At 36.5% G+C, this 13,541-nt stretch carries 10 protein-coding genes; 3 read left to right on the top strand and 7 right to left on the bottom strand.

Going from position 1 to position 13,541, the window contains the following annotated elements; translation table 11 throughout:
- Positions 1 to 76: 76 nt before the first annotated feature.
- From scpC to AC1RNS_RS18590, 4 genes are all read right to left on the bottom strand, one after another.
- A complete protein-coding gene (gene scpC, locus AC1RNS_RS18605) occupies positions 77 to 1,597 on the bottom strand; it encodes a succinyl-CoA:acetate CoA-transferase ScpC (protein WP_492994820.1) in 1,521 nt (506 codons plus the stop codon).
- 1,162 nt (positions 1,598 to 2,759) lie between these two features.
- Positions 2,760 to 4,721 carry a serine hydrolase domain-containing protein gene (locus AC1RNS_RS18600; protein ID WP_492994819.1) on the bottom strand — a complete coding sequence of 654 codons (1,962 nt, stop codon included), beginning with the start codon at positions 4,719 to 4,721 and terminating at the stop codon, positions 2,760 to 2,762.
- Between the two features lie 56 nt (positions 4,722 to 4,777).
- Positions 4,778 to 4,906 (bottom strand): hypothetical protein, encoded by a 129-nt coding sequence (locus tag AC1RNS_RS18595; protein ID WP_492994890.1) that lies wholly within the window; start codon positions 4,904 to 4,906, stop codon positions 4,778 to 4,780.
- 372 nt (positions 4,907 to 5,278) lie between these two features.
- Complete coding sequence (locus AC1RNS_RS18590) at positions 5,279 to 5,866, bottom strand: TetR/AcrR family transcriptional regulator (RefSeq protein ID WP_492994817.1); 588 nt, start codon at positions 5,864 to 5,866, stop codon at positions 5,279 to 5,281.
- 300 nt (positions 5,867 to 6,166) lie between these two features.
- Between AC1RNS_RS18590 and AC1RNS_RS18585 the strand changes: the two genes are divergently transcribed.
- Positions 6,167 to 6,301 carry a hypothetical protein gene (locus tag AC1RNS_RS18585; protein WP_492994816.1) on the top strand — a complete coding sequence of 45 codons (135 nt, stop codon included), beginning with the start codon at positions 6,167 to 6,169 and terminating at the stop codon, positions 6,299 to 6,301.
- Positions 6,302 to 6,588: 287 nt separating this feature from the next.
- Here the strand turns inward: AC1RNS_RS18585 and AC1RNS_RS18580 are convergent, their stop codons facing one another.
- The 3 genes from AC1RNS_RS18580 to AC1RNS_RS18570 all read right to left on the bottom strand — a co-directional run bounded on the left by AC1RNS_RS18580 (position 6,589) and on the right by AC1RNS_RS18570 (position 9,667).
- On the bottom strand, positions 6,589 to 8,862 hold the full coding sequence (locus tag AC1RNS_RS18580) for a DEAD/DEAH box helicase (protein ID WP_492994814.1): 2,274 nt from the start codon (positions 8,860 to 8,862) through the stop codon (positions 6,589 to 6,591).
- Positions 8,834 to 9,220, bottom strand: coding sequence for a YppE family protein (locus AC1RNS_RS18575; protein ID WP_492994812.1), 387 nt, complete (start codon positions 9,218 to 9,220; stop codon positions 8,834 to 8,836). Before AC1RNS_RS18575 ends, AC1RNS_RS18580 begins: the two co-directional genes overlap by 29 nt.
- A gap of 252 nt (positions 9,221 to 9,472) precedes the next feature.
- A complete protein-coding gene (locus AC1RNS_RS18570) occupies positions 9,473 to 9,667 on the bottom strand; it encodes an endonuclease (protein WP_427549022.1) in 195 nt (64 codons plus the stop codon).
- 413 nt (positions 9,668 to 10,080) lie between these two features.
- Between AC1RNS_RS18570 and recU the strand changes: the two genes are divergently transcribed.
- Positions 10,081 to 10,731 (top strand): Holliday junction resolvase RecU, encoded by a 651-nt coding sequence (recU, locus tag AC1RNS_RS18565; RefSeq protein WP_492994810.1) that lies wholly within the window; start codon positions 10,081 to 10,083, stop codon positions 10,729 to 10,731.
- Positions 10,728 to 13,388 (top strand): PBP1A family penicillin-binding protein, encoded by a 2,661-nt coding sequence (locus tag AC1RNS_RS18560; protein WP_492994809.1) that lies wholly within the window; start codon positions 10,728 to 10,730, stop codon positions 13,386 to 13,388. Before recU ends, AC1RNS_RS18560 begins: the two co-directional genes overlap by 4 nt.
- Positions 13,389 to 13,541 lie beyond the last annotated feature (153 nt).

Genomic DNA, 13,541 nt, shown 5'->3' with positions numbered 1-13,541 from the left:
TATATTCATCTAGACCATGAAGAAAATATAGTAAGTGCTACACGCTACATTTAGTAGCACTTTGTAGTCCCCTACATTAATTTGTTACTTCTTTCTCTTCCATTAACATAGTTCCTTTTTCTATTAGGTTTGTATGGAAAGAGAAAGCTTTTTGTAGAATATGTGGTGTTTGGCCGCCAACTTTCTCTTTCGCTTCTTCAAAGTAAGCACGTAATTGCGGTCTATACTTAGGGTGTGCGATTTCGATAAGCTTTTCCGCTCTCTTTACTGGTGGAAGTCCACGAAGATCAGCATATCCCTGTTCTGTCACAATCACATCCACATCATGCTCTGTATGGTCAATATGCGATACGAAAGGCACAATCGTTGAAATCGCTCCATCTTTTGCTAGTGAAGACGTTACAAAGATAGTAATTCTAGCATTCCTAGCAAAGTCCCCAGATCCACCAATACCATTCATAATTTTTGTACCGTTAATGTGTGTTGAATTGACGTTTCCGTAAATATCTACTTCTATTGCAGTGTTAAAAGAGATCACGCCTAAACGACGAATAATTTCTGGATTGTTCGAAATTTCCTGAGGTCTAAACATAATTTTATCTTTGTATTTCTCTAAATCTGCTGCTAATGAATCCACACGCTTTTTCGAAAGTGAGAATGCAGTACCAGCTGCAAATTTAACGATACCAGCGTCAATTAAATCAAAGACACCATCTTGTAATACTTCAGAAAACACTTCTAGATCTTTAAATTGAGAATTTTTCATACCATTTAAAACGGCATTCGCAACAGACCCTACCCCAGATTGTAATGGAGCTAATGATTCTGGCAATTTTCCTGCTGCTACTTCACCTGCTAAAAAGTTTAATAAGTGATTGGCAATTTGCTGTGTTTCTTCGTTTGGCTCGAATAATGGTGAAGGAACATCAGGTTGCTCTGATAAAACAATTCCTTTTACTTTTTCAGGATCAACTTTGATGCCAATTTCTCCAATTCGATCTGAAACTTTGTAAATTGGAATTTCGCTACGCTCACCTTGCTCTTTCTGTACAAAGATATCATGAAGGCCTTCGTATGCTTTAGGTGCCGTAGTGTTGATTTCAATGATAACGTTTTCAGCTTGTTCTACAAAAATTGGTGAATTTCCTACAGAGCCGGTTGGAATAATATAACCTTCTTCAGTAATTCCAGCTGCTTCGATAATGGCATAATCAATTTTTCCTAATGTTCCTTTTCTTACTTCTTCCGCTGTATGTGATAAATGCTGGTCAATGTAGTATATTTCACTTTTGTTGATTTTCCCACGCATTACAGAGTTTCCTTGGTAGGGAACACGTAAGTTAATGATTTCTGCCTCAGCCATTGATTGGTCAGCAGTTGGTCCTAATGAAGCACCAGTATATAAGTTGACTTTAAAGTTATCTTGCTTACCACGCTTAGAAAGTGCAAGTGGAAATTCTTTTGGCTCACCAAATAGTGTAAATCCACTCATCCCAAGGTTCATTCCGTCTTCAATCCAAGAAGCTGCTTCCTCAACTGAAACAACTTTGTCCAAAAATGCTTTACTTCTAATGAATTGGCTTAAATCTTTTTGCATTAACAATCACCTCGTAATAGTTTTGTATTACTTTTATACTTTGTAAATTTTGCGGGTTAAAATGCATAACATTATTGCAAATCAAAACTCACTTTACATTGTATTCTTCTGCATGAGTTTCTTATCTTCATTGTAAAAAGAACTCAACCATTCGTCTATCACATGATTTCTATGATAATGATAGAAAAAAACTATAATAAATAACTATCAAGAATTAATCCCTTTTTTCCTGTTGAAAATGGAGCTTTTTATAGTAGCTTACTAACTAGTTAGAATCTTGTTTATCTGCAAAGATAACAAGTGTTCCTGACGCTGCTGCTTCATTATTTCCAAATGGCGTGATTATTGTACTAAAGAACATTTCTCTGTCAGTTAAGATTGAACATTGATATTTTCAATCAAGGGCAACAATTTTCTCTCACATATAGTACATCTGTATTAGGTATATATTATAAACACTTAAATTATATACATACATTCTAAAATATTATCGAAAGGGTTTAAGCTACTCAGAAACTACAACAAACACTGTATACCCTTGTAGCCTTCTTTAAACCTCTTTATCAGAACATTCATTTGTATTATTTTGGAAAAATATTAATAATTTACCAAATGTTATTTCTGGAATTAATCAGAACCACCAGTCTTGTACTGCGCCCCAATTGTTAGACACACTATCTAACAATTGGAGGTGCAGCGGTCTTTTTATGGATTTATACAACTATAGTAGTCGTTGCTTAAACTATAGCTATGTTTTAATCACTGAATTAGAACATTCCCTAAAATATTGAGCATAGCCAGCCGAAATAATTAATTTATAATGGAACAATACTGCTCCTAAGTTTAATTATGCCTTGTATTACCTTCATATGGGTATCTTGTTCCACCCTACCATCCCAGTTAATTATCTAACGATGGTTCACCATGTACTATTGTACGCAATTTGGCACTAGGTCTATTTCACCCTTAATTTTGAAGGCTGATAATCTACCACTTGTGACAGAAAGTCAAAAAAATCCGATAGGAATATAAAAAACAGGCAAGGTGAATAACTTTGCCTGCTTTTATTAAAATCTATATGATATTTAAACGTTAACCAGAGTGGAGTTTGATAGATTCTTATGCTGACATTAAAAGTAGTAGTAAGAATTTTGTTGACAATTTAGATAGTCCAAAACAACAAAAAGCGGTACTGAATCATCAATACAATGAACATACAGATTGTTGCTATCAATATAGCATTCCATATTTTTCTTTTTCCGCTAACTTGCTTATCCCTAAATGATCTTAAAATAGGGATAGCTGCAATTACCATGCCAATAGAAAAAACGGCATTGATTATTAGGTGTATCCTAAAATCTCCAATTGGAGAGGACATAGCCGACATAAATCTCAATATAGTCACTATCATGTTGATTATACATAATAGACCGATAACTGGTAATAAATTTGTTTGTTTATATGCCGGTATATAAAGAGTGATCCCCTGCTTTTTACGTTTTCTCAACAAAATGACAGATATGAGCGCAGCGATGGAGCCTGTAATAAAAATTATTGTACAAAAAACAAAAGCAATCTGATTGATCTGGATGTTTTTGTAAAGCGGCATTTTTAAATAGTCCCGAATATTTCCTGTGCGAACTTTATCAACCTGACCGTTTTCATCTAACTCAAAGGATAAAAAAGCGAGAGACCCTCCGCTTCGTTCCAATATAGATGGATTGGAATCCATTCGTTCAAAAACCAAGGGGGCGACCTCTGCAAAGTGAAGTGTTTCTCGATTTGGATCGATGGAAGGCCGTACTTCAATTTCCCCGTTACCCATGTCCTTTACAATAATACTATCACCAGAAACCAAATATAAACTTGAAAGGAAGTTGCTATGAATCATTCGGCCCGAATAATAAGTTCCACTGAGATTTTGGGTATGGCGTTTTGGCACAGTAACCGTTGCTTGATGAGAAAACTGGGCAGAAAGCTTATCTACAATTTCAGTCCGCACACCACCCGATTCTCCAGCTACGTTGGTAAGCACACTAACACCGAAATTCTCTTCCGGGACGAGACTTAAAAATGCGGAAAAATTGGTTGTATTTCCTCCATGTTCAAGTAAACGAACTCCGTTTTCCTGACGCATCCAAAACCCATGGGCATTAGAAGGCATACCAGCAGTAACAGAAAGGGAATCCGTATGCATTTCTTTAAGCGTTTGAGGCGAGTTAAATAATAAGTTTTCTAAAGCACCCTCATAATCCATTTGGGCGATCATAAACTTTGCCATATCTTCTGCGGTTGAGGTAATCGCTCCAGCAGGTGCCTCATTTAAAAAGTTTTCTGGTAGCAGCTCAAATCCTTCTGACGCCCTGCCATAACCCTTGCTTTTATTTTCTACAAACTCTGGCAGGTGATAATAATTTGCATAGGCAGTACTTCTTTGCATATGTAAAGGATCAAAGATATGGTTTTTTACATATTCTTCAAAGAGTTCCCCAGATTTAACTTCCACTATATATCCGGCAATGTCTGTACCGAAGTTAGAATATGCGATAACCGTTCCTGGTTCATATATTTGCTTGGGTTGATGTTTTGCACTCACCCATTTTTCAAGAGGAATAACTTTTTCTTTATCAAAAGTAAGCATTTCACTTGCATTTTCTTCAAATCCTGCGGTATGGTTCATTAAATCTAATATCGTAATTGGTTTATCATAAACCAAATTAAGGCGCTCATACCCGATATATTCTCGTATATCTGTATGCAGATCAATCTTTCCTTCTTCAACTAGTTGCATTACTGCTGTCCATGTAAAAATTTTGCTGACCGATCCAATTTCAAATACAGTAGATGTGGGATCGACAGGAATATCCTCCTTTATGTTTGCTACCCCATACCCTTTGCTGAAAATTAGCCTTCCGTCTTTAACTATAGAAACTGCCGCACCCGGTACGGTAACTCCTATTTTACCTTCCATAATATCATCAACTATTGTTTCGATTTTTGAAATATCCACACCTGATGGAGTTACTTCAGCACTTGCAAATGTTGACATAGGAAAGTAGAAAAAGCAACTGAAAATTGTAATTACGGTGGTTACAAAAGCAACCAGCCTATTTGTTTTTTTCATTATAAGTCTCCTTATTTCCATTACATAATCTTAATATATTTTTAGAAACACAAGTTTTATCTCTTTGTTTGTATGCCTTGCCTGTCAACCGAGCATGTGTAATATGTACGCTTGGCAATGTCGATACCGATGACGAGGACTTTTTCAGTGGCTTGATTAATCTTTTGGTTCGTATTAGAATTCATAAATGGAGTTCTCCTGTGTGATGGTGAATCAATTTAGGCGTTGACACTCATACATCATACAAGAGGGCTTTTTCTTTTTAAGCTCCCGTAAATCCTTCTAATAGGAATGCCCCTAAAATATGAAATAAGAACACCCCAGTTAGATATATATCCTAAAAAAACAGAATAGAAATTCCGATACAAATTTGTCCGCAAATTCTTGCTTTCTTGTTTTATCCACTTTTTTATGTAAGACAACTCCAATCACAAGCAAAATTATGCTGACAGCAATATTTAATATAATGAATAGTGGTGCTAATGTTTTTCAAAAATCCTGAAGGTCTTCAATAAATTCTCAGCCATCTTCTTTTACCTCCATTGATTTTTTTCTCTTTATTCAAAAATTGTATCTATCGTACTATTTAATAGAAATTCAAATACTTCAAAACGGTCATAAGCAAGTTTATCTTTCAATGTCACTAAAAATAGCATCGAACTTATAACAGCATATGCTTTTGCTTTTTCAACTTTCAGTCTGAGTCCTGCAAGATCAATGGTATCGTAGAAAAAAGTTTCGCTATCAAAGTGTAGTTTTTCGATACGGTCTTTAGGTATTTTGTTTAAAAAGGCTAAGAAATCTGGAGTTCCCAGATCATATAGAAATGGTGATTTATCAAATTCTTTAAAATGCCATTTCATGGCACTAATAAAACCAGCTTTGCCCCTTTCACTATTAATAATTTCTTGCAAATTGCTTTTTAACCTATTTTGCACGCGCTCTAAGGTGTCGCAAAACAAATCCTCTTTAGCCGAATACAATAAATAAAATGATCCTGTTGATATTCCTATTTTTGCTGTTAATTCACCAATACTTGTTTTCTTGTAACCATGTAATGCCCAACTCCGCTCACATTCAGTACAAAGCTTTATTCTTAGCTCAACTTTTTCTTCATCAGAAAAGCCTTTTGGTCCTTTTGCCATTTATTACACCTCCTCATTTTATTATGAATTAATTTGTTTTTTAATTCATAATAAAATAATACTCTCTCTTGTATTGGCTGTCAACCATACTTGAAAATAATTAACATAATGCTAAAGGCAAAGTGTATATTTTTCAGTAGTTTCAACAGGATATTTTCACAGGTGTGTGCAGGAAATTTTTATAGTTAATTAAAAAAATAAACTTAAAACGTCTAATAATACAAATTAATGCTTCTTTATCATAAATAACAAATTCATTTTAAAGTATCTTGATGATGTAATTTTCGAGGAGGAAAGGTTATGATCACTGTTTATTTGCATGGGATGAGATTCAATATCGAAAAATTGCGCATTGAAATGGAGAAGGAATATGGGAATAGTCTTAGCAAATTAAAGATGGCTAGAATAAGAGGCTCTTTATCAAAACATTATTAAAGCAGTCACAGATATTTTAACAAATAAAGAAACGGCACATAAATACATTGATTCAGATGAAGATGATTTACAATTAGAAATTAAACGGTTAACCAAACAAGAACAATCAAATCACGAAAAATTGTACTTGGATGGAACTTGGTCAAAAGAGAAACTAGATGAAAATCGTATATAATTGGATGAACAACTCAAAACTCCATGATGATTTAACCGTAAAGTGATTTATAAATTAATAAAAGAAGAGGGATTGAAGATTTAGTCCATATCCTCTTCCCCTCTATATTTAACTAATAATTATTATTTAACATTTGAAGTAGTTTCACGACTTTACTTTTTACATTAATCATAGAGTCTTGTGGACCAATACAAGACGGACAGCCCGTCTCACAAGGACAGCTTATGACATGGTGCTGCGTTTTTGTTAATAAGTCCTCCCATAAATCATAGACCTTTTCACTTAATCCGATTCCTCCAGGATACTTATCGTAAACAAAAAATGTTGGTAGCTCATTATGGGATGCTTTGACTTGAGGCACGACTGCTACATCACTACTATCACATTGAATGAACAGAGGAATAAAGGCATTCATTGCATAGGCTATTCCAATCATTACCTCAGTCAATTCCGCCTCTGACCACTGTTCTGATATATGAAGTGATAGCCAAGAAGCACTTGTATGCATCTCATCTGGTGGTAAATGTATTGGACCCGATCCGATATTATCGTGTGTGCCAAAGCGTATTTTTTTAAATAGTGTGGCTTGAGCAACTAACCCAACATCACCAAAGCTAATTGTACCACCACTATAATCTCTATTACGATCCTCTTCTAGCACTTTCATTTCAACTGCTAGATTAGCATCTGTGTAATAATCGACATCTACTTCTCGTACAAAGGCTTTCTTTTCTTCCCAATCAAGCTTTTCTACTTGAAATTGAATGCCCTGATGTAAATAGATTGCCTCTTCATGCAATAATGTCATTGCGCTGTGACGATCCATTTCACCGATGACCTTTGTTTGTGCAGGAATTGTCATATCGATGATTACCACATTTTCCTGAGAGGCTGAGCGCAGACTAATATCGTGCGCCGGGAAACGATCACTCATCCAATGCCACTTATCGCTTGTTTTAAAAACAACGCCTTCCTCTGCTAGGTAATCTAATAATTCTTGAATTTCATACTCTCCGTATGCATCATGCGTTGAAAAAGGTAGCTCAAATGCTGCACATTTTAAGTGGTCCATTAAAATCAACATATTTTCGGGATAAATACGTGCTTCTTCAGGTGCACTCCCAAGTAAAAAGAGTGGGTGATTGACCACATACTGATCCAGTGCAGACGATTGTGCTACATAAATAATTAACGCCTCGTCCTGCCGACGACCAGCACGTCCCGCTTGCTGCCAGGCACTTGCAATATTTCCTGGGTAACCCGTCATAATGCATGCTTGAAGTTGACCAATATCCACTCCTAATTCCAATGCATTTGTGCTAACAACTGTTTGAATAGTCCCCTCTCGAAGACCACGTTCAATCACTCTTCGCTCAGAAGGTAAATAGCCTCCACGATACCCTCGTACTGATTCATCAAGAAGCTTATCTCGTGTCAGCTCCTTTAAATAAGTAACTATCATTTCTACTCTTACACGGCTTTTAGCAAAGATAATGGTTTGAATACCTGCTATATATAATCTTTTAGCTAGGTCACTTACCTCTAAGATAGCACTACGACGCACGCCAAATGTTTTATGAACAATAGGTGGATTATAAAAAAGAAATGTTTTTTTACCAACTGGCGCTCCTGAATCAGCAATTAATGTATGAGTCTCATTTGTTAGAAGTTCTGCTAATTCCTTTGGATTTTTTATAGTTGCTGAAGTACAAATAAACACCGGCTTGCTACCATAAAATGCACAGATCCGCTTAAGTCTGCGTATAACATGGGCTACATGTGAACCAAATACACCTTTATATGTATGTAATTCATCAATAACTATATACTGTAAATTTTCAAAAAGGGATACCCATTTCGTATGGTGTGGTAATATTCCTGAATGCAGCATATCAGGATTTGTCATTACAATATGCCCTGCCTTGCGAACCTTTTGGCGAATTCCAGGTGAGGTATCTCCATCATATGTGTAGCTTAATATCTCTTCTCCACTTTGTTCAATTAACTCATTTAAATCATTTTTCTGATCCTGTGCTAAAGCCTTTGTCGGAAATAAATAAATAGCTCTTGCATTTTTATCCTCTAATATTGTTTGGAGAACTGGTAGATGATAGCAATATGATTTACCTGATGCTGTTGGTGTAACAGCAGTAAAGGACGTACCACTCTGTGCCAAATCGAAGGCTTCTCGCTGATGTGTATAAAGCTGCTCGATTCCTCTTGACTGAAGTGCCTTTACCAGAGAAGGATGTAGATTTCCCGGGAACGGAGCATATTTTGCTTCACGTCCTTCAAGTGTCTGCCAGTGTAAAATTCTTTCTTTTAATTCCTCATCATATCTCCACTCGTTTAATAATTCATTGATGGTTCTCTTTTTGGATAACACCTTTTGTTCCCTCCTTCACGATTCGCTCAAAATTTTTCAATGTAAAGGAGGTAGAATGAATAGCATCTAAAAAACGTTTTTTACTTGTTTCTTTAAAAAAAGATTGCACAACAAATTGCTCCATGGATTCCACCACAGAAGCAATTTGTTGGATATGCATATACTTTGGATTATTGTTTTGAATCCACAAATTGGCCTCCTGTTGCCACTCTATTAAATGTTGATGAATAGCATCAGCATGTGGCTTAACCTCCTTAAAAAAATCAGGTGTACGATCCTCTTCACGCATTTGCCAAAAGCGTGCAACACTTTTTTCACATTCATCTATTAATATGGAAGTTTGCTGTATTAATAACAATTTCGCACCTCATCTCATTCATTACAACAATTATAAATCTTGCTTGTTTGAACTTAAAAACTTTTCTTCAGCATGTATGGTAGTACTGACATCGAAAATCTCAACTATGATACATGACAAGCAAGTTGTTTATAATAATAGCATGTCTCTCTCACCTCTTGCTTTACAAGTATAGAAAATGGTAAATATTGTATTTAAAATACTCATATTGAGGGAGTTACTTTGCATATGAGATAAGTGTACCAAAGTCCATCATTTTTCACTACTTATAGGCGAACAAGCATTCTTTACTTGCCAGTTCTTTTCTGCTAAGCTTACTTTCTGGCTAACAGCTTCAAGTTGCATAAAAAAATGCATGCTATGCGCATTGCTTTCCAAAGACACTCTTGTTATAAGTAATTGATTGACCAGATCCAACTGCGCAACTAATTGTTCTAACTTATTCAATACAACGCCTCCTTTGCTTTACTTATATATTTCCCCGCATGTATAAAATTACCTTCATGCGTGACAAAAAAAGCGTAAGTTAGCTGAAAGAAGAAGAATTTCGATATTTTTTTATTAAAACATCTTTATGGCTATGCTGTACGAATAATCTTCTAGCTAGATTGGGGCGAATAGAAAGGACAAATTTACTACTGAATTGCTTGAAAACTTTATCTGTTTTTTTGGCATTTTGAGTAGAAAGCACAGCCCTTTTTTTGACAACTTTTCGACTTTAGAAGGCGGAAAGTGTACTATATTGATTGATTCTTGTCGTATGATTTCTGCTATGGTTTGAACGAGCCAGAGGTGGAGAACTGCTACTGAATCATGGTAAACTAGTGTATATAATAGCAGTATTATAGAGGGTGAACTAAATGACAATTCGTTATCCAAATGGGAAATTGTATACCCCAAATCAAGCAATTCAAAATGGGTCAAAGAAGGATGATAACAAAGAAATTTCTTTTAGTAATCGAGGGAAAACACTAGAAGATGAAATCAATGAAGCAAACGACTATTATTTAAAAAGACGACTTGCTATCATTCATAAGAAACCTGTTCCCGTACAAATCGTCAAAGTAGAGTATCCATCACGAAGTGCTGCAGTAATTCGCGAAGCATACTTCCGAACACCTTCAACAACAGATTATAATGGTGTTTGGAAAGGGCTTTATATTGATTTTGATGCAAAAGAGACAGCTTCCAAAACAAGTTTTCCTTTAAAAAATATACACTTACATCAAATGACTCATATGCAGCAAGTGACGGAACAAAATGGTGTGGCTTTTATTATCGTTCGTTTTTCAGCTTTTGAACGATATTTTATTGTGCCATATGAAGTTTTACAAAAGGCCTGGCAAGCAATGGAGAATGGTGAGCGTAAATCGATACCTTTTTCAACGATTGAAAGAGAAGCTTTCGAAATTCCTACAAGCTATTATCCACGTATCGACTTTTTACCGATTATCCAGCAGCTCATTGAAGCAAAAAGCCATGGTTCTGAAAGTGAGGAGATTGTAGAATGACTGAACGTCGTCAAACACGCGGTGAGCGCCAAAAAGCTCTCGCTCAAAAAAATAAAAAGAAAGTGCCCAAATCATCTGGAAAGCTATGGTTTAAGCGCATTTTCTTAACGCTGTTGGCAATAGGTGCTGCATGTTTTATTGGAGGAGCTGGAATGTTCGCTTTTTATGCTAGTAGCGCACCTGAGCTAAAGGAAGAATTACTGAAGGATCCTGTTTCTTCAGAGTTCTTTGATAAAAATGGTGATCTATTTGCAACAATCGGTGCAGAAAATCGTAAATATATAAAATATGATGATATACCTGAGGATATGATTAATGCTATCCTTGCTACGGAAGATGTACGCTTTTTCGATCACCATGGTATGGATTTTTATCGTCTTGGCGGGGCAATTATTGCCAACTTCCGCGACGGCTTTGGATCACAGGGGGCTTCAACTTTAACACAGCAAGTTGTGAAGAACTCTTTTTTACAAAATGAGAAAAAATTAAAACGTAAAGCACAAGAGGCTTGGCTTGCCTTCCAATTAGAGCGTAAATATTCAAAAGAAGAAATCTTTGAAATGTACTTTAATAAAATGCTTATGTCAGGTCGTGTATACGGTTTCGGAACAGCCGCTCAATATTTCTATGGTAAGGATTTAAAAGATTTAACATTAGATGAAGAAGCATTACTTGCAGGTTTAGTACAGCGTCCAAATGCTTACGATCCATTAAAAAATCCTGAACTTGCAGAAAAGCGTCGTAATACAGTTTTAGGATTAATGTATCAACATGGTAAAATTACAAAAGCTGAAATGGAAGAAGCAAAAAAAGTAGACGTTCAAGCAGGTTTAGCCGATGATACAACACGTCAAAAATTTGCTGGCTCTAAATATGATGCATTCCTTGATATCGTCATAAATGAACTAGAGAAAAATGGTGATGGTACTGCCATGGCAGAAGGTATTAAGGTGTACACAACACTTGATCCAAATGCTCAATCAATTGTTGAAAACATCATGAATGATGATAGTAATTTCCCAACAGAAAAAATTCAATCTGGTGTAGCTGTTGTTGATACAAAAACTGGTCAAATTCAAGCAGTTGGTGGTGGACGCAAGTATGGCAATCGTGGTTGGAACTATGCAGACGATCTAAAACAAAATCAGCCAGGCTCTACTATGAAGCCATTATTGGATTATGGTCCAGCCATTGAATATTTAAAATGGTCAACAGGTCAAACACTTGTGGATGAACCTATGAAATACACAGGAACTCAGCAAACCATTACAAACTGGGATGGTAAATATATGGGGGCTATGACAGCACGTAAGGCATTATATGCTTCCCGAAACGTTCCAGCTGTTAAAGCTTTAAAAGAGGTTGGTCCTGATAAGGCACAGGAATTCATTGGCCGTTTAGGTATTGAGTCGAAAAACGTCTATGAATCCGATGCGATTGGTGGTGGAGATATTGCCATGTCTCCTATCCAAATGGCGGCTTCCTATGCAGCATTTGGAAATAACGGTGTTTATACTGACCCTCATGCAATTTTAAAAATTGTTTACCGGGATGGTAAGTCAACAAAGGACTACACACCAAAGCCTAATGTTGCGATGAGTGATTACACGGCTTACATGGTAACAGACATGCTACGAGATGTAGTTGGCAATAAGCCTGATGCTTCAGGTACTGCTGCCAATGTTTCTGGGTTAGATATTGCTGGTAAAACGGGTACAACTAACTATTCAAAAGCTGATTTTGATAAATATAACTTACCAAGCACAAGTGTGCCAGATTCATGGTTTGCAGGTTACACAACTAACTATTCAATCGCCATATGGAGTGGTTACGAAAAACACTTTGACCCTATCACAACTTGGGATGAACGTCGTTTACCACAGCATCTATTTAAACAAATCATGAAAGAAATTTCGGCGAATGTTGAAACACCACGTTTCAAAAAACCAAGTTCTGTTGTAGAGGTTACAATTGAGGCAGGCTCAAAACCGCTGAAATTAGCAAGTGATTTCACACCAAGTAACAAACGCCAAACTGAACTATTTGTTCGTGGCACAGAGCCTACAGAAGTATCAAATGAATACGAGGCACCTGAACTTTCAACACCTTATAATGTTTCAGCAAATTTAGATTTAGGCGCTCAATCAATCAATATTTCTTGGGATCATGATGCCATCCTAAATCCTGAAACAAACGAGCCATTGCCAACAACCTTCGAGGTCTCTGCTACACGAGAAGGTGGAGAAACAATTCCTCTTGGGACAACAGAAAGCAAAGGCCTAACAGTTGCAAACAATTTAGAGGATGGCAATTACACGATCTCTGTCGTCGCTATTGTGGACGGTACACGAAGCGAACCAGGTACAACCTCCTTCCAAGTGTCGAGTATGCCAGACGAAAACCTTGAGCCTGAAACTCCGGATGAGCCTGATTTAGAACAACCCACGACACCAGATCAAGGTAACAGCAATGGTAATAATGGCAATCATAATGGAAATAGTAATAATAATGGTAACGGCAACCCTAATGGTAATAACGGCAGTAGTGGCAATGATGGTAGCAACAACACCAATGATGGCACTACTAACGGTGGTCAACCACCTACACCGCCGACTGACCCTGTCGTTCCAAATGAAGAAAACGATAGTACAGAATAAAAAAAGCAGAGGAGCTATCAATAATGATGCTCCTCTGCTCATGTTGTTGAAATACTATTATGTCAATGAAATCAAAGTGACAATTTAAAAAGTATAGCCCTTTTTCAAAACGAGGGGTTGATCTACGTTCCGACTGAGTGCTTTCCTGGGGGC

The organism is Lysinibacillus sp. GW821-FHT14F06, assembly GCF_058803665.1.
This window is presented reverse-complemented; position numbering and strand designations above follow the sequence as displayed.